The sequence below is a fragment of the Jiangella endophytica genome (assembly GCF_003427025.1).
In the GTDB taxonomy this organism is placed as follows: Bacteria; Actinomycetota; Actinomycetes; order Jiangellales; family Jiangellaceae; genus Jiangella; species Jiangella endophytica.
The window spans coordinates 48,334-70,127 of sequence record NZ_QVAI01000001.1; the positions used below are offsets into that span (position 1 = coordinate 48,334).

The following is a 21,794-nucleotide window of genomic DNA, read 5'->3' on the forward strand; positions in this document are numbered from 1 at the left end:
CATGAAGGCGCTGCGGGCGGTCGATGTCAGGGGCGTGTGGGGGACGGTGCTGCTGCCGCTGGGCGGCGACGGCGCGATCGACTGGGACCGGCTCGCCGCGCAGGTCGACACGCTGGTCGCCAGCGGCGTCGACGGCGTCTACGCGCACGGCACCGCGGGCGAGTTCCACGCTATCGACGAGGCCGAGTTCGACCACGTCAACGACGTGCTGGCGACGCGGTGCGAGGCGGCCGGGCTGCCGTTCCAGCTGGGCGGATCGCACCCGGCGACGCCGGTGATGCTGAGCCGCATCCGACGCGCGGCGGCGCTGGAGCCGGGCGCGATCCAGGTGATCCTGCCCGACTGGGTGCCGTTGAACGACGACGAGGTCGTCCGCTTCCTCGCCGGCGCGGCCGAGGCCGCCGGGCCGGTGCCGCTCGTGCTCTACAACCCGCCGCACGCGAAGACGCAGGTCGGGCCGGCGCTGCTGGCGCGGGCCGCCGCGGCGACGCCGTCCCTGATCGGCGTGAAGGTGGCCGGCGGCGACGAGGACTGGTACACCGCGATGACCGAGCTGACCAGCGATCTGTCGGTCTTCGTGCCGGGCCACCTGCTGGCGACGGGGATCGCCCGCGGCGCGCACGGCAGCTACTCCAACGTCGCCGCGATGTCGCCGCGCGGCGCCGTCGCCTGGTACCGGATGATGACGACGGACCCGGAGGACGCGCTCGACCTGGAGGCGCGCATCGCCACGTTCTTCCGCCGGCACATCGCCCCGCTGCAGGCCGCCCGGCTGTCCAACCCGGCGCTGGACAAGTTCCTCGCCACGGTCGGCGGCTGGGCCGACATCGGGACGACGCTGCGCTGGCCCGCGTCGTCGGCCCCGGACGACGCCGTCGCGCCGGCCCGCGCCGACGCTCGCGGCCTGCTGCCGGAGCTGTTCCCGGCCTGATCGCAGCCGCTACCGTGGCCGGGTGCTGGAAGCCGCGGGCGTCACCGCCGTCGAGGAGCAGGTGTACGGCGCCCTCGTCGACTGGCCCGCCGACACCGCGGCGGCCATCGCGACCCTGCTCGGGCTGTCCTTCGACGAGACCACGGCGGTGCTGGCGTCGCTCGAGGCCAAGGGGCTGATGAGCCGCACCGCCGACCGCACGCCGCGGTTCCTCGCCACGCCGCCGGACATCGCCATCGAGCCGCTGATCCTGCAGCGGCAGGCCGAGCTGCAGGAGACCCGGCGGGCCGTCGACGAGCTGCTGCGCCGCTACCGCGCCAGCCGTCGCCCGCGTGAGGCGGCCGAGCTGGTCGAGGTCGTCGTCGGCCGGCCGGCGGTGGCGCAGCGGTTCCAGCAGCTGCAACGGCGAGCCGAGCGCGAGGTGCTGGTGCTGGTCAAACCGCCGTTCGCGATCCCGCACGAGGCCAACGACACCGAGCTGGACCTGCTCGCCCGCGGCGTCACCGCCCGGGCCGTGTATGAGCGGTCGGTCCTCGAGTCCGACGGCGGCAGCGCGGCCGTCGCGCGCTACGTCGCCGCCGGCGAGCAGGCCCGCGTCGTCGACGAGCTGCCGGTGAAGTTCGCGCTGATCGACGGGTCGGAGGCGTTCGTGCCGCTGACGCCGGACGACCCCGAGACCGAGCCGACGTTCATGGTCGTGCACCGCAGCGGGCTGCTGGCCGCGTTGATCGCGCTGTTCGAGTCGCTGTGGGAGCGGGCGTTCGAGCTGTCCGCCCTGACGGCGCACCCGCCGGGCCGCCCGTCGCGACTGACACCGGCCGACGCGCAGCTCATGTCGCTGCTCCTGGCCGGGCTGACGGACAAGGCGATCGCCGGGCAGCTGGGGCTGAGCATCCGGACCGTCCACCGGCGCATCAGCGCGCTGCTCGACCGCGCCCAGGTCTCGACCCGGCTGCAGCTGGGCTGGTACGCCGCTCAGCACGGCTGGCTGGACGGCTATGGCCCGGCGGCCGGCCCGCCCGGCGCCCGTGGCGGCGCGGAGTAGCGGGGCGTCAGCGCAGGCCGTAGGCGCGCAGCACCGTCTGCTCGATCCGGTTGCCGCCGCCGTCCCAGGCCTCGACCCGGAGGCCGACGGCGCCGGCGCCGCGCCGCGGGTCGAGCAGTGCCGTGTAGGTCGAACCGCGGCGGGTGACTCGGGCGGGTTCCCAGCTGACACCGTCGTCGTAGGAGGCCCAGAGCCGCAGCCCGCCGCCGTCGACCGGCTCGGCCGCCGCCTGCCGGTGGACCGTCAGCTCGATCCGGGTGCGGGCCCGGTCGCTCACGGTCCCCGAGGCGTCGGCCGGCACCGCGTAGTCGACCTGCAGCAGCGGCAGCATTGCCCGCTCACCTGCCGACGGCCGCGACGACGTGAACGTCCACGCCGTGCGAGTCGACGTCGACCGCTCCCACCAGGGCGCGTCACGGTCGACGTCGAGCTCGAGCCGGTAGGTCGCCGCACCCGCCACTGCCGGCCACGTCCCGTACACGCCGTCGCGCTGCGCGACCAGCGCGCCGTCGCGGTAGAGCCGGGCGGCGGTGGTGTCGTAGGCCGTCTCGTCGCCGTTGCGGTCGCTGCCGTCGAGGAACGAGCGCATCAAGATCGTGAACTCGTCGTCCGAACGGAAGCCGGGCATGCCGTACTGGCCGTAGTGGTCGGTGTCGAGCGGCACGCCGGGCCGGACCACGGGCCCGAACCACGACCGCGGGTCCGACTCGCCCGCCGCGTAGGTGCGCTCGCCCTCGATCATGCCGGCCACCAGCAGCCGCTCGGCCCAGACGAACTGCTGCCAGCGGGTGTCGCCGGGCGAGACCCACTCGTCGCGGTGCGACGGCAGCAGCACCTCGCGCGGGCTGCGGATCGAGAAGCTGTCGTACGGCCGGAACGCGTGCCGCGCCTCGTTGCCCAGGTGCTCGGGACCGGTCGCGACGTAGGTCGAGTCCAGCTCGGCGAGGTCGCGCGGGCGCACCCGCTCTGCCAGGGCCGACGGGATCGCGCCGGGCCAGGCCTGCATGAGGTCGTACAGGTACGGGCTGACGGCGACCCCGTCGAATTGGACGACGGGACGCTGGTCCAGCAGCGCCGCGCCGTCGGCCTGCGAGATCGTCAGCACCGGGACCGTCGTGCCCTCGGCGACCCGCGCCAGCAGCCAGCCGGGCCGGTCGTGGTGCACGATCACGGCCGAAGCGCCCGCCGCGGTCACCGCGGCCACCTGATCATCGATGGCGACGTCGTCGGACCGGCGGACCAGGGCGGCGGCTCCCGTGAGATCACGTCCGGCCAGCTCGGCGGGCGTGCCGGTACCGGCATCGACGACGCGGTGGCGGTGCCGGCCGTCGACCCGCGGTGAGCCGGCCGCGTACTCGTGCTCCAGCTCGCGGCCGCCGGCCCGCAGCGTCAGCTCCGGCGCGAACAGCTCCCACAAGCCGGAGAACTCGAACGTCCCCCGCCGCACCGGCTCGGTCGGCGCGGCGTAGGCGACGTCGATGTACTGGTCGAGCAGGTACTTGAGGTTGAACATGTGCTCCTCGGAGCTGCGGTACCAGCCGAGCGTGAGGCCCTGGTGCTCCGTCGGCTCCGGGGTGTCGACGGCGACCCGGGTGGCGGTGCGCCCGTCCAGCACGAGATGGGTGTCCTCGCTCAGCTCCAGCTCGGTGTCGCCGACGATCGCCACTTCGCGCGCCTGCTCACCGGCCTCGTCCGGGGTGAAGACGACGCCGAGCAGGCTGTAGGTGCCCGGCTGCACCCGGAACACCGCCGGCCCGCTGCCGCCGCCCTTGCGGCCGAAGAAGCCGGTGCCCCACCAGTCGGTGTCGAGGCTCCACAGCTCGGCCGAGCTGGTGCCGGTCGCCGGCGCGCCCTCGTGGTCGATGCCCTCGACGGTCACCTCGATGGTCCGCGGTTCCTTCGTCAGACCCACGAGCGTGTGCACGACAACGGCGCCGTCGGCCGACCGGGCGGTGACGCGGCCGCCATAGACGTCCGGGTCGCCGAGGTTCGGGTCGAGCGTCAGGTCGACGCTCGCCGTACCGCCGGCCGGGACGGTCAGCTCGGGCCGGCTCAGCGTCAGCATGCCCGGCGGCGCGGGCGTGCCGGTCGCGCCGGTCAGCGTCGCCTCCAGGCCCAGGACCACCGGCACGGCGCCCTCGTTGGTGTACGTGATCGCGTGCGTGACCAGCGGGTCGGTGCCGTCGTGCGGCCAGTCGTAGACCCCGAGGTCCAGCGTCGCGGTGTCGGCGAACGTGGTCTGGGCGACGGCGCGGGCGGCGTCGAGGCGGCCGGCGCCCTGCTCGTAGACGGTGTAGTCGTCCAGCTCGTGCGCCGACTGGACCAAGGCCTGCTTGAGCTGGCCGGCCGCCCAGTCCGGATGCCGCTGCAGCAGCAGCGCCGCCGCTCCGGACACGTGCGGTGTCGCCATCGAGGTGCCGTCGAGGCTGGTGTAGAGGTCGTCGACGGGATCGCCGAGCGACGTCCCGGCCGCCCGGGCCGCCACGATCGCCACCCCTGGCGCGGTGATCTCCGGCTTGATCGCGTGGTCGCCCAGCCGCGGGCCGCGGCTGGAGAACCCGGCGAGCACATCGGACTTGTCGACGGCGCCGACGCTCAGCGCCGCGTCGGCCACTCCCGGCGCCCGGACGCTGGTCGCGCCCGGTCCCTCGTTGCCGGCCGCCGCGACGAACAGCGTCCCGCTGGCCGCCGTCAGCTCGTTCACCGCCTGGCTGAGCGGGTCGGTGCCGTCGGTGACCTCGCTGGACAGGCTCATGCTGACGACGTCGGCACCCTGTGCGACCGCCCACTCCATGCCCTCGATCAGCCATGAGTTCTGGCCGCTGCCGTCGTCGCCGATGACTTTGCCGATGAGCAGGTCGGCGCCGGGCGCCACGCCGCGGCGGGTGCCGTCCGACCCGGCGCCCGTCCCGGCGCCCGTCCCGGCGACGGTGGCGGCGACGTGCGTGCCATGGCCGTTGGCGTCCTGGACGCTGGTGCCGGAGAAGTCGGCGGCCTGCGTGACCTGCCCGGCGAGGTCCGGGTGGGCGGGGTCGTACCCGGTGTCGAGGACGGCGACCGTGACACCGGTGCCGTCGTAACCGGCCGCCCACGCCGCGGGCGCGCCGATCTGCGGCACGCTCTCGGACAGCGTGGGCCGGACCTTGGCGTCCAGCCAGATCTTCTCGATCACGGGCAGGGCCCGGCGCGCGCTCCCGGCACTCGGGAGATCCGCGGAGACGCCGGTCCAGAACGCCGCCAGCTCAGTGGCCGGCGCCTGCACCGCGACGGCGCCGACGCTCTCCAGCGTGGCGGTGACGACGGCGTGCTCGGGCGCGGCTGCCGCGGCGGAGCGGCCGAGGCCGTCGGCATACGTCACGATCAGCGGCAGCGCGTCGCCGGTGTAGCCCTGCTCGATCAGGCCGGTGACGTTGAACAGTTCGGGGTCCAGCGATCCGGCGGCGAGGTAGGGCTCGGCCTCGGCCGGGATCGCGTAGAGCCCGTCCGGCCGCTCGACCACCTTGAGGTTCGCCCGGACGGCGCCCGGTGCGGGCAGCGCGGTGACCGCGTGCCGGCCGTCGGCCGACGTGTCGACCCGCAGGCGGTGCCCGGTCACCAGGGTGACCGTGACGCCGTCGGCTTCCGGCTGGGGGAGCGGGGCGGACGGCGCCGGGTCCGCGGAGCCCGGCGCGGCAGCCGCGACCAGCAGCCCGGCGGCGCAGACGGCGAGCAGGGTACGAGACCGGCGCATGGGACCTCCCGGGCAGAGGCGCCGAAAGCGGCGCGGATTCCCGGAGCCTAGGGCCGAGGACCGACCCCGGCCGAGAGTCCGGCGGTGTCCGATGAACGCCATGGCAGGAACCCGCCAGGCCGGTGCGGTGGAGTGTGCGTGGCAAAATCGGCGCGTGCAGGTCGCTACGCTCGGATCGTTCGAGGTACGCACGGACGACGGCCGCGTGGCCGACGTCGCGGGCGCCCGGTTGCGCGGGCTGCTGGTCGCCCTCGCGCTCGAGCCGAGTCACGTGGTCCCGAAGGCGACGCTGGTCGACTGGATCTGGGGCGCCGACCCGCCCTCCGACGCGACGAACGCCCTGCACCGGCTGGTCTCTCGACTGCGCAAGGTGCTGCCGGACGGCGTGATCGAGGGCCATCCGGACGGCTACCGGCTGGCGGCGGACTCCGACGCCGTCGACGCCGTGCGGTTCGAACGTCTGGTCGGCCGGGCTCGCACTGCCGACGACGTCCTGCGGGTGCGGCTGCTGCGTGAGGCTCTCGCGTTGTGGCGCGGTGCGGCCCTGCAGGACGTCGGTCTGCACGAGAGCGCGGCGTTCGACGCGGCGGCCACCCGGCTCGAGGGTCTGCGCCTGTCCGCCATGGAGGAGCTGTTCGACGCCGAGATCGGCCTCGGCCACGGCGCGGGTCTGGTCACCGAGTTGACCGACGTGGTGGCCGCGCATCCGCTGCGCGAACGGCTGGTCGGCGCGCTGATGCGGGCGCTGGTCGCGGCCGGCCGCAACTCCGAGGCGCTGCTGGCGTACGAGCGCACGCGCGAGGCGCTGGCCGACGCCCTCGGCGTCGATCCCGCGCCCGAGCTGTCCGCCCTGCACCTCGCCGTGCTGCGTGGCGAGGTGGGTCGCCGCGACGACGACCGCAAGACCAACCTGCGGGCCGAGCTGACCAGCTACATCGGCAAGGACGCCGACGTCGCCGCGGTCCGTGGCCTCGTCACCGAGCACCGGCTCACCACCCTGATCGGGCCGGGCGGCTCGGGGAAGACCAGGCTGGCCACCGAGACCGGGCGCACGCTGCTCGACGACCTGCCCGACGGCGTCTGGCTGGTCGAGCTGGCGGCCATCGGTGCTGACGGCGACGTCGCTCAGGCGACGTTGGGCGCACTCCGGCTGCGCGACTCGCTGCTCGGCGACGCGCCGGACCTGGAGCCGATCGATCGGGTCGTCGCCGCGCTCCGCGAGCGGGCGATGGTGCTGATCCTGGACAACTGTGAGCACGTCATCGAGTCCGCGGCGACGTTCGCCGACCGCGTGCTCGGCGAGTGCCGGCGGGTGCGGATCCTCGCCACCAGCCGCGAACCGCTCGGCATCACCGGCGAGGTGCTCTGGCCGGTCGCGCCGCTGGTCCTGCCGGCAGACGACGCCGATCCCGGCGCCATCGAGTCGTCGCCGGCCGTCCGGCTGCTGCTGGAGCGCGCCAGCGCGGTGCGCACCGACCTCATGGCCGACACCCGCACGCTGGCGACGCTGGCGCGCGTCTGCCGGGCGTTGGACGGCATGCCGCTGGCGATCGAACTGGCCGCGGCCCGGTTGCGCAGCATGTCCCTCGACCAGCTGGCGAACCGGCTCGACGATCGGTTCCGGCTGCTCACCGGCGGCAGCCGGACCGCGCTGCCTCGGCACCGGACGCTGCGGGCGATGGTCGACTGGAGCTGGGAGCTGCTCACCGACCCCGAACGCGCGGTGCTGCGCCGCCTCTCGGTGTTCTCCGGCGGCGCGAGCCTGGACGCGGCCGAGCGGGTCTGCGCCGACGCCGAGGTAGCGCCGGGGCAGGTGCTCGACCTGCTCACTGCGTTGACGGAGAAGTCGCTGGTGGTCGCCGAGGGCGAGCGCTACCGCATGCTCGGCACCATCAAGGAGTACGCCGAGCAGCGGCTCGACGAGGCGGGCGAGACGGTCCGCACCCGGCGGGCGCACCTCGACCACTTCACCGAGCTGGCCGAGACCGCCGAGCCGTGGCTGCGCCGTGCCGAGCAGGTCGAGTGGCTGGCCACGCTCGAGGCCGAGCACGACAACCTCGGTGCGGCGATGCGCGACGCGCTCGCGGCCGGCGACGCGCAGGCGGCCATGCGGCTGGCGGCCGGCGCCGGCTGGTACTGGTGGCTGGCCGGTCACAAGACCGAGGGCCTGGAGCTGATCACGGCGGCGACGGAGCTGCCCGGCGAGGTGACCGACGCCGTCCGGGCCACGGTGTACGCCATCATCGTGCTGTTCGTGTCCACGGGGCCGGGTGACGAGCACCAGGCCGCGGAGTGGGTCCACCAGGCGTACGAGATCAGCCGGCGGGTCGAGGGCGGCCATCCGGCGATGGGACTCGTCGTCGCGATGGAACGACTGCTGCAGGGGCCGGAGGCGGCGCTGACCGCGTTCGAGCCGGTGCTCGACGACGACGATCCCTGGGTTCGGGCGCTGGGCCGGCTGCAGCTGGGCAAGATGCGGGTCGTCAGCGGCCAGGGTGGGCAGGACGCCGAGGTGTACCTCGAGACCGCGCTCGCCGAGTTCCGCGCCATCGGCGAGCGCTTCGGGATCTCCTTCGCGCTCACCGAACTGGCCGACCTCATCGCCGCGCGCGGCGAGCTGGTTCGCGCGTGTGCGTACTACGACGAGGCCATCGCGGCCGTCGCCGAGGTGGGCGCCGTCGACGACGTCATCCGCATGCGGGCGCGGCAAGCCGAGCTGTACTGGCAGCTGGGCGACAAGGACGCCAGCGCGGCGGCCATCGCCGAGGCGCAGCGTCGGGCGGAGGGGGTGACGTGGCCGGGCACGCTGGCCGTGCTGGCCCTCTCGAAGGCGGAGCTGGCCCGCTGGGGCGACGCCGCCGAGGAGGCGTACCAGCAGGTCGAGATCCTGCGGGCCGTGCTGGGCGACGAGGCGGAGCTGCCGTACATCCGCGCGCCGATCCAGAATCTGCTGGGCTACCTCGCCGACGATCTCCGCTCCGCCTGCGAACATCGCGCCTCGGCCTGCGCGGCGGCGGCCGAGGCGGGGCACGCGCTCGTCGTCGCGGACGTCCTGGTCGGCGTCGCGGACCTCGCCCTGCGCCGCGAGCAGTACGAGCAGGCCGCGCGGCTGCTGGCGGCGAGCGCCGTCGCCCGCGGGCTGCCCAACGGCCCGCACCCGGACGTCGTCCGCATCGAGCAGGACGTGCGGAGCCGCCTCGGCGAGGATGGGTACGCCGAGGCGGCTCGGGAAGGGACGCGGGCGGACTGGCGGGAGCTGGCCGAGGTCACGCTCGCTTGCTGAACGTCGAGCGGGCCCACACGTAGCCGACGAGGCCGATGCCGACGCACCAGGCGACGGCGGCGATCGCGTCGCCGGACGACGGCGCGCCGTTCAGCAGTCCGCGCAGGGTCTCGATGATCGGCGTGAACGGCTGGTACTCGGCGAACTCGCGCAGCCCCGGGCCCATCTTGTCCGCGGGCACGATCGCGCTGCTGAAGAACGGCAGCAGTACGAGCGGCACGGCGGCCATGCCGGCCGTCTCCGGCGACTTCGCCGACAGCCCGAGGGCGACGGTGAACCAGCCGGCCGCGGTGGCCAGCAGCACGACCATTCCGGCCACGCCGAGCCAGTCCAGCGCGCTCGCCGACGCGTCGAAGCCGAGCAGGAACGCGACCCCGACGAGGGCGGCGATCGCGATCAGGTTCGTCAGCACACTGGTGACGACGTGGCCGGTCAGCACCGCGCCACGGGAGACGTCCATGACCTTGAACCGGTTGATGACGCCCTTCGTCATGTCGGCGTTCACCGCGGTCGCGGTGCCGCCGAGGCCGTAGCAGACGGCCATCAGCATCAGGCCCGGTGTCGCGTAGTCGACGTAGTCGACACCGACGCTGAACGCGTCGCCGAGCATGTACACGAACATCAGCATGAGCACGATCGGCATCAGGACGGCGTTGAACACCGAGGTCGGGTTCCTGGTGAGGTGCTTGAAATCGCGGCGCAGCATCACCATCGAGTGGGAGTTCATTTCGCGGCCACCTCCGTGGCGTGACCCGTCAGGGCCAGGAAGACGTCGTCGAGGTCAGGGGTGTGGACGGAGAACTCCTCGGCGCTGAGCGAGTACTCGTCGAGCCGGTCCAGGAGCGCCCGCAGCGAGGTCGTGCCGCCGTCGCTGGGCACCCGCAGGGCCAACGACTCGTCGTCGCGGGTGGCGTCGGGGAGCACCCGAGCGGCCGCGTCGAGCTCGCCGGCGGAGTCGAACCGCAGGCGGACGTGGGTGCCGGGGAGCCGGCGCTTGAGCTCGCCCGGGGTGCCCTGCGCGACGATGCGGCCCTGGTCGAGCACCGCGACCCGATCGGCGAGCTTGTCGGCCTCGTCGAGGTACTGGGTGGTGAGGAAGATCGTGACGCCGTCGGCCACCAGGTCGCGGACGATCGACCACATCGTGCGGCGGCTGCGCGGGTCCAGGCCCGTCGTCGGCTCGTCGAGGAAGATGATCCGCGGGCTGCCGACCAGCGTCATCGCCAGGTCGAGCTTGCGCCGCATGCCGCCGGAGTAGGTCGAGGCGGCCTGCTGCGCCGACTCCACCAGATCGAACCGCTCCAGCAGCTCCGCCACGATCCGCTTGCCGTCCTTGGCCGGCACCGGGCTCAGGTCGACCATCAGCTGGAGGTTCTCCTGCCCGGTCAGCAGCTCGTCGACCGCGGCGAACTGGCCGGTGACGCCGATGGCGCGGCGCACCGCCTTGGGCTCGGCGGCGACGTCGTGCCCGGCGACCCGGACCGTCCCGCCGTCGGCTCGCAGCAGTGTGGTCAGGACGTTGACCGTCGTCGTCTTGCCGGCCCCGTTCGGGCCGAGCAGGGAGAAGACCGTGCCTGCCTGGACATCCAGATCGATGCCGTCGAGCACGACCTTGTCCCCGAAGGCCTTGCGCAGCCCCGAAACCTCAATCGCGTGTGTCATGCCTCCACGGTCGGCGCCTCGTCTGACACCGGCCTGACACGGGTCTGTCACGGCCCCTGACGCCGTGGCGGCCGGGGTCAGACGCGACGGCGCAGGGCCCAGACGGAGAGCGGGGCGAACACCGCGGCGATGGCGGCCGCCCAGATCAGCGACTGCACGACCGGCGTGGTCGCGGACGCCACGTGCCACTCGGTGCCGAGGGTGTCGTCGCCGACCATGAGCGCCCGGCAGGCGTTGGACAGGATGGTGACGGGGTTGTTCTCGACGATCGGCTGCAGCCAGCCCGGCATGGTGCTCGTCGGGGCGAACACGTTGCTGACGAAGGTCACCGGGAACAGCGCGGTGAAGCCGAACAGCTGTACCTTCTCGGGGTCTTTCGCCACCACGCCGACCAGCACCGACACCCAGGAGAACGCGAGCGCGAACACCAGCAGCAGCCCGACCGCCGCCAGCAGCGACCAGACGTCGGTGCCGATGCGGAAGCCGAGGGCCATGCCGATGGCCAGCAGCAGGAAGATCGACCATGCCTGCTTGACCTGGTCGGCGAGGATGCGCCCGGCCATGGGCGCCCATCGCGCGATGGGCAGCGACCGCAACCGGTCGAAGACGCCCTTGGTGAGGTCGGTGTTGAGCCCCGTGCCGACGTACATGGTGATGAACAGCATGTTCATGACGATGATGCCCGGCAGCGCGAACGTGAGGTACTCGCTGGTCGACCCGGCGATGGCGCCGCCGAACACGTAGGTGAACAGCAGCACGAACATGATCGGCTGGATGCTGTAGTCGCCCAGCTCCCACGGGTTGTGCCGGACCTGGACGATGGTGCGCCAGGCCAGGGTCATGGTCTGCTTGATGCCTTCGCCCACGCCGACGCTCGGGCTCAGCTCGGCCGGTGTCGGCCGGGCCGCGGTGACGGTGGTCATGCCGGCCTCCCTTCGGGCTCGGCCTCGTCCTCGACCGGCCGCCCGGTGAGGGAGAGGAACACCTCGTTGAGACTGGCACCGCGCAGCGTGAGCTCGGTGACCAGCACTCCGGCGTCGTCGAGCCGCCGGACCACGGCGGGCAGGACGGCGGGGTCGCCGACCGGCGCGGTGACCCGCGGACCGTCGATCTCGGGGACGGCCTTGGTCAGCTCGGCGACGACGGACGTGACGACCGGCAGCTTGGCGTCGTCCTCGGGACGGACGACGAGGGTCTGCGAGCCGGTCTTCGCCTTCAGCTCGTCGGGAGTGCCGGCGGCGATGACCCGGCCGTGGTCGATGACCGTGATCTCGTCGGCCAGGGCGTCGGCTTCGTCGAGATACTGCGTGGTCAGCAGCACGGTGACCCCGGTGGCGACCAGGCCGCGGATCAGCGACCACAGTTCGGCGCGGGCCCGTGGGTCGAGCCCGGTGGTGGGCTCGTCGAGGAACAGGATGGACGGCCGGCCGACCAGGCTGGCGGCGAGGTCGAGCCGGCGCCGCATGCCACCGGAGTACGTCTTGGCGGCGCGGTCGGCGGCGTCGGTGAGGTCGAACTCGGCCAGCAACTCGTGCGCGCGCTGTTTCGCGGCCGGCCGCGGCACCCCCAGCAGCCGGCCGATGAGCAGCAGGTTCTCGGTGCCGGTGAGCATCTCGTCGACCGCCGCGTACTGCCCGGTGAGCCCGATGAGCTGACGGGCCTGGTGCGCCTGCCGGACGACGTCGTGGCCGCCGACCGAGGCATGGCCGTCGTCGGGCTGGAGCAGGGTGGCGAAGATGCGAACCGCCGTGGTCTTGCCGGCGCCGTTGGGCCCGAGCAGGCCGAGCACGGTCCCCGCGCGAACGGCGAGGCTGACGCCGTCGAGGGCCGTCGTCTCGCCGAAGCGCTTCACGAGCCCTTCGGCCTGGATGGCGTGGTCCATGGGGAACCTCCTTGTTCCACCTGGCAGGAGACCAGCATGCCGTGCACCTCCGACAATGTCGGTGGCCGATGCCATGCTGAATCGGTGCCGCCTCCCGAGCCGCCGCCCGTCGACGTGCTCGCCGGCCTGCTGCTGGCCCGCGACGAGACGGTGTTCGCGCAGGTCGTCGACGCGTGGTCGCCCGGCACGGTCCGGCTGGCCCGCGTCTGCGTCTCCACGGAGGAATCGGCGCCCGATGACGTCCGAAACCTTCAAGCCGCGCGCGGGCGGACGCGGGAGCATGGCGGGATGGACCTCACCGCCGCGACCGCGTTCCTCGCCGGCCATGCCCGTCAGCTCGACCGGCTCCGGTTCGGGCTGCTGACCGGGACCGGCGACCGTACGGCGACGCTGGCCGCGCTGGCCGGCTACCGCAACCCCGACGGCGGGTTCGGCTGGGGCCTCGAACCGGACCTGCGCTCGCCGGAGAGTCAGCCCGGCGCCGCGCTGCACGCGTTCGAGGTACTGGCCGAGACCGGGCCCGGCGCCGCCGGCCTCGCCGGTCCGCTGTGCGACTGGCTGGCGTCGGTCACGCTGCCCGACGGCGGGCTGCCGTTCGCGCTGCCGGTGACTGTGCCGGCCGGGACGTCGCACTGGTGGACCGACGCCGACCCCACGGCGTCGTCGCTGCAGATCAGCACGGCCGTGGCCGCCCAGGCGCACCGCGCCGCCCGGCTGGACCCCGTCGTCGCCGGGCAGCCATGGCTCGAGCGCGTCACCGACTTCGTGCTGGCGACCATCGCCGCGACCGAGCGCCCGCAGGCGCTCGAGCTGAGGTTCTCGCTGGGCCTTCTCGACGCCGTCCACGACACCCGGCCCGAGGCGGCCGTCCAGCTGGAGCGCCTGGGCGCACTGGTGCCGCCCGACGGTGGCATCCCGGTCGAGGGCGGCATCGAGGGCGAGGCGATGCACCTGCTCGACCTGTCGCCCGAGCCGGACCGGCCACTGCGCGCGCTGCTCGATCCGGACGCCGTCGAGACGGACCTCGACCGGCTGGAGTCGCTCCAGCAGGGCGACGGCGGCTGGGTCGTCGACTTCGCGTCGTCGTCGCCGGCCGGCGCCCTGGAGTGGCGTGGCTACCAGACGGTGTGGGCGGTGCGGACGCTGCTCGCCCATGGCCGCCGCCAGGGCGCGTCGCTCTAGTCCCGCATCCGCGCTCGCAGCACGTCGATCTCGCAGCCCGGCGCCGACGGGTCGAACCCGTGCTCGACCAGCCAGCGGATGGCCTGCAGGCTTCGCAGGGACCACCACGCGCGGATCACGTCGAGGTCGACGTCGGCCCCATAGCCGGCGACGACGTCGCCGAGGCGTTCCTCGTGCCCGAGCGTCAGGATCGCGAGATCGAACAGGGCGTCGCCCCGGCCGGCCTCGGACCAGTCGATGACGCCGGTGACGTCGTCGCCGTCGACGAACACGTGGGAGAGCTGCAGGTCGCCATGCGTGAACACCGGCGTCCACGACCGGAGCGCGGCCTCGGCGATGCGGCGGTTGCGCGCGACCAGGTCGGCAGGGAGGACGCCGGTGGAGACGAGCCATTCGCATTCACGGTCGAGCTCGGCCGCGAACTCGTCGAGGCTCTTCCCGGGCCACGGCGGCAGTGGCGCGTCGTGCAGTCTCCGCACGGCGGCGCCGGCCGCGGCCCAGGCCGCCGCCGACGCGACGGACGGCTCCCCGAGGCGGCCGAGGGCCGACCCAGGCAGGGCGGCGAGCGCGAGCACGGGCGGATTCCGCCACAGGACCTCGGGAGTCGGGATCGGCGCGACGGCCATCGCCCGAACCTCGACCTCGGTACGCGCCTGATCGGCGTCGATCTTCAGGAAGACATCGCCGACCCGTAGGGTCGCCCGCTCGGAATGGGCGACGACGACCTCGATCTCCTCCATGCCACGGCCGTCGCTAGCGCTTGACGCAGGTGTAGGCGCCGAACAGTCCGGCGTCGTCGTACTCGACGTCGGCGATGTCGAAGCCGGCGTGGTGGAGCATGGGCTCGAGCAGCCAGCGGAACGTGCTGTGCTCGGTGCGGACGTGCTCCGCATAGTCGGCGCCGGTGTAGCCCACCGAGGGGTCGTCGACGCCGCCGGACACCCAGCCGTCCATGACCTGCTCGGTCGTGGCCGACGGGAAGTCGTAGACGAGGTCGCGAAGCCGCAGGACGCCGCCCGGGCGCAGGACGCCGGCGATGCGGTGCAGTGCGACGACCTTCCAGAAGTCGGGCAGCTGGTGCAGCGCGTGCCGTGTGTACACGGCGTCGGCCGGCTCGCCCGAGTGCTCGTAGCTGAGGAAGCCGGCCCGCACCGGCTCGACCTCGACGCCGGCCGCGGCCGCCCGCTCGCCGAGGTGGGCCAGCATCGCCGGCGACACGTCGACGGCCACGACGCGGTCGAACCGGGAGGCCGCCGGGACGGCGAACTGGCCCGTGCCGGCACCGAGGTCGACCACGGAACGGACCCCGCGCTCGGCCAGCAGTGCGATGTCCGAGGCGGGGTCCGGGTAGCCCTGTTTGCGGTCGAACCCGGCGACGAAGCCGGGATCGAGGTGTTCCGGGCCGGCGTAGGCGGTCTCGTCGAGCATCCAGGTCGGGCGCATGCGCCCGATCGTCACATGCGAGCGCGGTCCTCCGCAGCCGGATTTTCCGCGGCTGTCGGCGTGACTGCGCTGCTGAGCAGCGCGATGGCCTCCTCGGACGGACTGCCCGGCTCGGCGTGGTAGGCGACGATCACCTGGCCGGGCGCGCCATTCACCGCCAGCGACTCGAATCGCAGCGTCAGCTCTCCGACCAGGGGATGCCGGAACCGTTTGCTGCCCGACGTCTTCGGCCGGACGTCGTGCCGCGCCCACAGCCGGCGGAACTCGTCGCTCTTCAGCGACAGCTCGCCGACGAGGTCGGTGAGCGCGGGGTCGTCGAGGTCGGAGCCGGCGGCGGCCCGCAGGCTGGCCACCGTCTCGGCCGCCACGGTGTCCCAGTCGGGGTACAGGTCGCGCGCGTCGGGATTCAGGAACACCGCGCGCACCTGGTTGACGCCGGGCGCAGAGCATGAGGCGATGCTGCCGCCCAGCGCGTTGACCGCCAGCACGTCGAGGTGCCGGCCGAGCACCAGCGCCGGTGTGCGGGTCCAGCCGTCCAGCAGCAGCTGGACGCCGTCGCTCACCCGCTCCGCCCGGCTGGGCGGACGGCGCCGGCGGCGGGCCGGGCGGGCCAGCTCGCGCACGTGCGCGACTGCGGCGTCGTCGAGGCCGAGAACGCCGGCCAGGGCCTCGATGACCTGCTCGGACGGATGTCTGTCGCGACCCTGCTCGAGCCGCACGTAGTAGTCGGCGCTGACGCCGGCCAACATCGCGACCTCTTCGCGGCGCAGCCCGGGCACCCGCCGGCGGCCGAACCCGTCGGGCAGCCCGACGTCGGCCGGGCGGGCCAGCTCTCGCCGCGCGCGCAGGTACTCGCCGAGCCGGTTGTCGCTCACCCTTCGAGGGTAGGTGGCGCGGCGCCGGCCTGGGTGGCCGTGCGACCCCCAGGGTCCGGGACTCCTGGTCGTCGCGCGGTCTGGCCGGGCTCCGGCGGTGGCCGCAGCCTGGTCGCATGACCACTTCTTCCGAAGCATCCCTGACCGGCCGCGTCGCGGTCGTCACCGGCGCCACCAGTGGGCTCGGCGAGGCCACGGCCCGCGCGTTCGCCGCGGCCGGCGCCACCGTCGCCGTTCTCGGCCGCCGCAAGGACCGCCTCGACGCGGTCGCGGCCGAGCTCGGCGGGCTCGCCGTGCCGGTCGACGTCACCGACCGGGCCGCGGTCGACGCCGCCGCCGGCGCGGTACGGGCCGAGCTCGGCCCGGCCGACCTGGTCGTCGCGAACGCCGGCGTCATGCTCGCCGCGCCGTTCGAGTCCGCCGATCCCGCCGAGTGGGAACGGATGATCGCCACCAACCTCAACGGACTGCTGCACACCGGCCGGGCGTTCGCCGCCGACCTGCTCGCCGCCGCGGCCGCCGGGAACCGGGCCGACCTCGTGCACGTCGGGTCGATCGGCGGGCACCAGGTGTTCCCGCACTATGCCGTCTACGTCGCGACCAAGGCCGCCGTCGCGCACCTCACCCGCAACCTGCGGGCCGAGCTGGGCCCGCGCGGCGTCCGGGTCAAGACGATCGAGCCCGGCGTCGTCCCGACCGAGCTGGGCGACGGCATGCTCGACCAGACGAGAAAGGAGGCGTTGTCGCAATGGCGGGCATCGATGCGCACGCCCACGCCGGCCGACATCGCCGACGCGATCGCCTATGCCGTCGCCGTCCCGCCGCGGCTCAACGTGGCCGAGTTGATCCTCGTCCCCACCCAGCAGGGCTGACGATCACGCGGTTGATCGGGCGCGGCCGCACTCGCTCGTCCAGCCCTGCTCAGTCCATGCCTTCACAGAGCCGGCACGGCCGGTTGCCGGTCCCCGCGCCGGAGACCTTGTTGCGCCCCGGGATCTGCGCTCCGGCCGGGCAGTCGCTGTGCCAGTGGTAGACGTCCGGGTCGGTCGGCTTCCGGGAGTGATACGGCCGCACCGTCGTCATGATGGTGCCCCCTTGCCGAGTTCGAAGCCGGTGGTGTGGCGGAGGCTACGCCGGTGCACGGACAGAACGCCGGCCGGGCGCTCGCGGTCAGGGCACCAGGCCGTCCCAGGTCAGCGGGTGGACCGGCCTCTTCGCGCGTTCGCCAGCGCTGCCGCCACCGGCTGTGTCATGATCAGCCGCGATGAACATGAGTCTCACTAGCAACATATTCGGTCAAACCGACCTGACCGATCGCCGGCCGCTCACGGCGCAGGACATTACTGCGTCGGTGGGTGACGTGTACCGCGATCTGGCGGCGCGCGACGATCTCCGGCCGGGGCCGGAGGTCGACGGGTTGTTCGGCCGGCTCGTCCGGCTCGTCCTCACCGCTCCCGCCGAGACGGTGCCGGCCGTGCTGAACGACGTCGGTGTCCAGCAGCTCGCGCCCCGCCTGCGGGCCCTCTGCGCGCAAGGGGAGGGCGAGCTGGAGCACGCCTGGGCGAAGCGGATCGTGGCCGGGTGCCCGCCGCGCGAGGAGCTGGCCCGGTTCCCGTACTTCGGCAACTACCGCCAGCTCAGTCGCATGGAGATCGGCATCCTCGCGTCCGCGCTGCCGCGCCGCGTGCGGTCGGTGGCGTTCGTCGGCTCGGGGCCGCTGCCGTTGAGCTCGCTGTACCTGGCCGGTGAGCTGGACGCGTCGCTGGACAACTACGACCGGGACCCGGTGGCGCTGACGGCCGGCGCGCGGGTGGCGGGCGCCCTCGGGTACGGCGAGCTCGGCTTCCACGAGGCCGACGTGCTGGACGCGGACCTCTCCGGCTACGACGTGGTCGTGCTGGCCGCGCTGGTCGGCGACACCCTCGAGGCCAAGCGGCGGATCCTGGGCCACCTGGCCGGCACGATGCGCCCGGGCGCCGTCCTGCTCGCCCGCAGCGCCCGCGGCCTGCGCACGCTGCTCTACCCGCCGATCGACCGGACCGCGCTCGACGGGTTCGAGCCGCTGACGGAGGTGCACCCGGTGAACGACGTCATCAACTCCGCCATCCTGGCCCGGGCGGGAGGCTGACCGTGGCGACGCTGCTCATGGTGGAGAGCTGGGTGCAGTCGACGGGGCTCGCGCTGCCGCCGCTGCTGCGCGAACTGGGCCACGACTACATCCTGTTCACCAAGGATCCCGCGCTGTACCCGGACGTCGACGGCGAGCGGCACCCGGTGGTGCGCGGCGCCGACGAGGTGATCGTCGTCGACACCAACGACCGGGCCGCGATGACCGGTGCCGTCATCGGCATCGTCTGCCGGCGCCGCATCGACGGCGTGCTGACGACGTGCGACTACTACCTCGACGCGGTCGCCGAGCTGGGGCGGATGCTCGGGCTCGCCGGCGCGTCGCCGGACATCATGCGGCGGGCGGTGCGCAAGGACGCGGTACGGACGGTGCTGAAGCGGGCCGGGCTGCCCGGCCCTCGGTTCGCCGTCGCCGCGACGTGGGACGACGCCCTGGCCGGCGCCGCGGACCTCGGGTTCCCGCTGGTCGCGAAGCCGGTCGACCTCAACTCCGGCACCTCCGTGCACCTCGTCGACGGCGAGGCCGCACTGAAGGACGCGTTCTACGAGGTCACGGGCGTCGAGCGGAACACCCGCGACCAGCCGCTGGCCCGCCGGCTGCTGCTGGAGGAGGTTCTGCGGGGTCCCGAGGTCAGCGTCGAGGCGGTCACCATCGCCGGGCGCACGACGGTCCTCGGCATCACCGGCAAGAGCGTGACGCCGTCGTTCGTCGAGGCCGGGCACGTGTTCCCCGCGCCGCTGCCGGCGGCCGTCGCCGCCGACGTGACCGAGCACGTCCGGGCGGCGCTGTCGGCGATCGGCTACACGCACGGGCTGAGCCACACCGAGCTGCGCCTGACGCCGGCGGGCCCGCGGATCGTCGAGATCAACCCGCGGCAGGGAGGCGGCTACGTGTTCGACCTGGTCCGCACCGTCACCGGGGTCGACCCGCTGGCGCTGCTGGTCGACCTCGCGCTCGGCCGTGCCCCTGAGCTCGACCTGCGGCCGGCCGGGACCGCGGCGGTCGCGTTCGTACTGGCGCCGGTCGACGGCATCGTCACCGGCGTCGACGGCCGCGACGAGCTGGACTCGAACCCGGCGGTCGCCCGCTGGCAGCTCGACGTGCCGGGGCCGGTGCGCCGGCCGCGCGACAACAACGACCGCGTCGGCCACGTGCTCGCGGTCGACCCGGACGGCGACCGCGCCGGCGAGTTGGCCGCCACCGCCGTCGGCTCGCTGACGTTGCGCCTCGCCGGCGGCGACGTCGTCACCCCGCTCCCGATCGGCGTCTAGATCACGTCGCGCCAGGGTGGGCATGGCGCTGAATGTGCTGCTCTGACAACACCAAGAGCGCCATGGCCCGCACCACCACCGGCGCCCCGGCATCGGACGCACCCAGCTAGAGGAACAGCTCCACGACCGGCACCTCGACGTCCGGCCGCACCGTCGGCAGCCGTAGCGTCAGCGTGCCCGGCGGTTGCCCGCCCGGCGTCGTGTTCCATGCCTGCTGGCCGGACGCCAGTCGAATGGTCGCCAGCTCCGACCCGTCGTTCAGCAACTGGGCGTAGCGCACCCGGCCGGCCATGCCCCGCAGGTGGACGTGCTCGAACGGCCACGCGAACAGGTGGACGTAGAGGCGGTCGCCGCGCTGGGTGAGGACGGCGCCGGGCGGCAGCCCGGGCGTCACCGCGGCCGCGATGTCCGGGTCGGCCGGCCCGGCGCCCACGACGCAGCGCTGGTGCGGCCGCATCCACCGGGCCAGCGCGGCCAGCGTCGTGGCGTCGCGCGCCGGGATCGCGCCGCGCCCGTCCGGCCCGATGTTGAGCAGCAGGTTGCCGCCCTTCGCGACGGTGTCGGCGAGCATGCGCACCAGCAGGTCCGGCGTCTTGACCCGGGTGTTGTCGCGGTCGTAGCCCCAGCTCCCGTTGAGCGTCTGGCAGGCCTCCCACACGATCGGCGCGCCGTCGGGCCCGCGCATCGGTTCGGCCGGTTGGTACTGCTCCGGCGTGACGAGGTCGCCCGGGACGCCCAGCCGGTCGTTGACGACGATGTCCGGCTGCAGCTCGCGGACCAACGCCAGCAGCTCGTCGGCGCCCCAGTCGTCGGGGTACTTGCCGCGCCATCCGTCGCGGTCCTCGGCGTAGGTGTAGTCGAAGAACAGGTAGTCGATGCGGCCGTAGCCGGTGAGCAGCTCGCGCACCTGGTCGCGCAGGTAGGCGCGGTACCGCCCCATGTCCTTGGTCTCGTTCGACGACCGTGCTCCGGGGTCGTCGCGGCGCGGGTGCAGGTAGTCGACGGTGAAGTCGGGGTGGTGCCAGTCGATCAGCGAGTGGTACAGCCCGACCCGCAGCCCTTCGGCGCGCACGGCGTCGGCGAACTCGGCGACGAGGTCGCGCCCGCACGCGGCGGCCGACGTGTAGTCGCTGACGGCGGAGTCCCACAGCGCGAAGCCCTCGTGGTGCTTGCTGGTCAGCACGACGTAGCCCATGCCGGCCTCCTTGGCGGCGCGGGCGATCGCGCGGGCGTCGAACAGATCGGGATCGAACACCTCCGCGTAGCGCTCGTACTGCTCGACCGGCGTGCGTTCGCGGCTCATGACCCACTCGTGCCGGGCGGCCAGCGAATACAGCCCGAAGTGCACGAACATCCCGAACCGGGCCTGGGTGAACCAGTCCTGGCCGGGGATCGCGGGTGCCGTCGTCGCCATGCGTTCCTCACTTCCATCCAGCTGCCGGCCGTCCATCGTCGCGCATCCAGGTGTTGACAGGTCGGCGGTGACTTCGCTTTCCTATCCCAATCGATAGACGATAAGTGATCCGCGATCATACTCCGAGAGGACGCCGGATGAACCCCACGCAGGACGGTTATCCGACCGGCCACACCCCCCTGTTGGCCGACCTGCCAGGGCGGCCGCCGCACGAGCTGGTCGAGACGCTGTCCGGGGTGAGCGCGGCCACCGCCTGCGCGAAGCTGCACCACCAGGGCATCACCCGCACGTTCATCGACGGGCCGGCGCCGCTGCATCGCGACGCCGAGATCCGCGTCACCGGCGCCGCCGTCACACTGCAGTTCATGCCGCAGCGTGAGGACGTGTTCTCCGGCCAGGGGCAGGAGGACGCGGAACGGCGCTCGGCGCTGTGGGCGGTGCTGGAGTCGATCCGGCCCGGCGACGTGCTGGTCGTGTCGGCGCAGGCGGCCCAGCGCACCGGCTGCCTCGGTGACATGCTCGTGCGCTACTTCAAGCTGCGCGGCGGCGCCGGCATCGTCGTCGACGGGCGGATCCGCGACGCCGGCCGGATCCGCGCGCTGGGGGTGCCGGTCTGGTGCACGGGCGTCACCCCGCATTATGCGTCGCAGACCGAGTTGTTCCCGTACGCCTACAACGTGCCGGTCGCGGTCGGCGGGGCCCTGGTGCGGCCCGGCGACCTGGTGATCGCCGACGACGACGGCGCCGTCGTGGTGCCGCCGTCGCACGCCCAGGCCATCGCCGACGACGCGCTGGCGCACCAGGACAAGGAGGAGTTCGCCCGCCGGCGGCTCGACGCGGGCGGCCGGCTGTCCGACTACTACCCGCTGTCGGGACGCGGCCTGGAGGAGTACGTCGCCCACCACGGCAGCAACGGCCGGTAGCCCAGCACGACTCTTTTCATCCATC

Annotated in this window: 18 protein-coding genes; 8 read left to right on the forward strand and 10 right to left on the reverse strand. The window is 73.5% G+C overall.

From position 1 onward, the window contains the following. Position 1: 1 nt before the first annotated feature. Positions 2-931 (forward strand): dihydrodipicolinate synthase family protein, encoded by a 930-nt coding sequence (locus tag DZA62_RS00205; RefSeq protein ID WP_116946797.1) that lies wholly within the window; start codon positions 2-4, stop codon positions 929-931. Between the two features lie 22 nt (positions 932-953). Next, the gene (locus tag DZA62_RS00210; protein ID WP_116946798.1) at positions 954-1,976 is read left to right on the forward strand and encodes a helix-turn-helix transcriptional regulator; all 1,023 of its coding nucleotides are present in this window, start codon (positions 954-956) and stop codon (positions 1,974-1,976) included. A gap of 7 nt (positions 1,977-1,983) precedes the next feature. On the opposite strand, the gene DZA62_RS00215 is transcribed toward DZA62_RS00210, so the two are convergent. Further along, the gene (locus tag DZA62_RS00215; protein ID WP_116946799.1) at positions 1,984-5,706 is read right to left on the reverse strand and encodes a S8 family serine peptidase; all 3,723 of its coding nucleotides are present in this window, start codon (positions 5,704-5,706) and stop codon (positions 1,984-1,986) included. A gap of 154 nt (positions 5,707-5,860) precedes the next feature. On the opposite strand from DZA62_RS00215, the gene DZA62_RS00220 reads away from it, so the two are divergent. After that, positions 5,861-8,989, forward strand: coding sequence for a BTAD domain-containing putative transcriptional regulator (locus DZA62_RS00220; RefSeq protein WP_116946800.1), 3,129 nt, complete (start codon positions 5,861-5,863; stop codon positions 8,987-8,989). Here the strand turns inward: DZA62_RS00220 and DZA62_RS00225 are convergent. From DZA62_RS00225 to DZA62_RS00240, 4 genes are all read right to left on the reverse strand, one after another. Beyond that, on the reverse strand, positions 8,973-9,716 hold the full coding sequence (locus tag DZA62_RS00225; RefSeq protein ID WP_116946801.1) for an ABC transporter permease: 744 nt from the start codon (positions 9,714-9,716) through the stop codon (positions 8,973-8,975). The two genes, DZA62_RS00220 and DZA62_RS00225, sit on opposite strands and share 17 nt — an antisense overlap. Next, entirely contained in the window at positions 9,713-10,651 is a 939-nt protein-coding gene (locus tag DZA62_RS00230) for an ATP-binding cassette domain-containing protein (protein ID WP_116946802.1), read from the reverse strand. The genes DZA62_RS00225 and DZA62_RS00230 overlap by 4 nt, the downstream gene beginning before the upstream one ends. A gap of 77 nt (positions 10,652-10,728) precedes the next feature. After that, positions 10,729-11,493, reverse strand: a complete 765-nt coding sequence (locus DZA62_RS00235; protein WP_408618035.1) for an ABC transporter permease — start codon at positions 11,491-11,493, stop codon at positions 10,729-10,731. Positions 11,494-11,570: 77 nt separating this feature from the next. Then, complete coding sequence (locus DZA62_RS00240) at positions 11,571-12,533, reverse strand: ATP-binding cassette domain-containing protein (RefSeq protein WP_116946804.1); 963 nt, start codon at positions 12,531-12,533, stop codon at positions 11,571-11,573. Positions 12,534-12,821: 288 nt separating this feature from the next. Between DZA62_RS00240 and DZA62_RS00245 the strand changes: the two genes are divergently transcribed. Continuing rightward, positions 12,822-13,715: a hypothetical protein gene (locus DZA62_RS00245; RefSeq protein ID WP_116947487.1), complete on the forward strand. Its 894-nt coding sequence runs from the start codon at positions 12,822-12,824 to the stop codon at positions 13,713-13,715. Here DZA62_RS00245 and DZA62_RS00250 read toward each other — a convergent pair. The 3 genes from DZA62_RS00250 to DZA62_RS00260 are packed head-to-tail and all read right to left on the reverse strand — an operon-like array spanning position 13,712 to position 16,033. Further along, positions 13,712-14,455 carry a phosphotransferase family protein gene (locus DZA62_RS00250; RefSeq protein WP_116946805.1) on the reverse strand — a complete coding sequence of 248 codons (744 nt, stop codon included), beginning with the start codon at positions 14,453-14,455 and terminating at the stop codon, positions 13,712-13,714. The genes DZA62_RS00245 and DZA62_RS00250 overlap by 4 nt on opposite strands. A 13-nt stretch (positions 14,456-14,468) precedes the next feature. Next, complete coding sequence (locus DZA62_RS00255) at positions 14,469-15,158, reverse strand: class I SAM-dependent methyltransferase (protein WP_116947488.1); 690 nt, start codon at positions 15,156-15,158, stop codon at positions 14,469-14,471. 11 nt (positions 15,159-15,169) lie between these two features. Beyond that, a complete protein-coding gene (locus tag DZA62_RS00260; RefSeq protein WP_198663271.1) occupies positions 15,170-16,033 on the reverse strand; it encodes a helix-turn-helix transcriptional regulator in 864 nt (287 codons plus the stop codon). A 116-nt stretch (positions 16,034-16,149) separates the two neighbouring features. Between DZA62_RS00260 and DZA62_RS00265 the strand changes: the two genes are divergently transcribed. Continuing rightward, positions 16,150-16,905, forward strand: coding sequence for an SDR family oxidoreductase (locus DZA62_RS00265; protein WP_116946806.1), 756 nt, complete (start codon positions 16,150-16,152; stop codon positions 16,903-16,905). A 49-nt stretch (positions 16,906-16,954) separates the two neighbouring features. On the opposite strand, the gene DZA62_RS35380 is transcribed toward DZA62_RS00265, so the two are convergent. Then, positions 16,955-17,116 (reverse strand): hypothetical protein, encoded by a 162-nt coding sequence (locus DZA62_RS35380; protein ID WP_157987380.1) that lies wholly within the window; start codon positions 17,114-17,116, stop codon positions 16,955-16,957. A 268-nt stretch (positions 17,117-17,384) separates the two neighbouring features. Here DZA62_RS35380 and DZA62_RS00270 point away from each other — a divergent pair, with 268 nt between their 5' ends. Beyond that, entirely contained in the window at positions 17,385-18,161 is a 777-nt protein-coding gene (locus DZA62_RS00270) for a nicotianamine synthase family protein (RefSeq protein ID WP_157987381.1), read from the forward strand. A 2-nt stretch (positions 18,162-18,163) separates the two neighbouring features. Continuing rightward, positions 18,164-19,432, forward strand: a complete 1,269-nt coding sequence (locus DZA62_RS00275; protein WP_116946808.1) for an ATP-grasp domain-containing protein — start codon at positions 18,164-18,166, stop codon at positions 19,430-19,432. Between the two features lie 106 nt (positions 19,433-19,538). Here DZA62_RS00275 and DZA62_RS00280 read toward each other — a convergent pair whose 3' ends face one another. Next, positions 19,539-20,846, reverse strand: a complete 1,308-nt coding sequence (locus tag DZA62_RS00280) for an alpha-L-fucosidase (RefSeq protein WP_116946809.1) — start codon at positions 20,844-20,846, stop codon at positions 19,539-19,541. 137 nt (positions 20,847-20,983) lie between these two features. On the opposite strand from DZA62_RS00280, the gene DZA62_RS00285 reads away from it, so the two are divergent. Continuing rightward, complete coding sequence (locus DZA62_RS00285; protein ID WP_116946810.1) at positions 20,984-21,769, forward strand: RraA family protein; 786 nt, start codon at positions 20,984-20,986, stop codon at positions 21,767-21,769. Positions 21,770-21,794 lie beyond the last annotated feature (25 nt).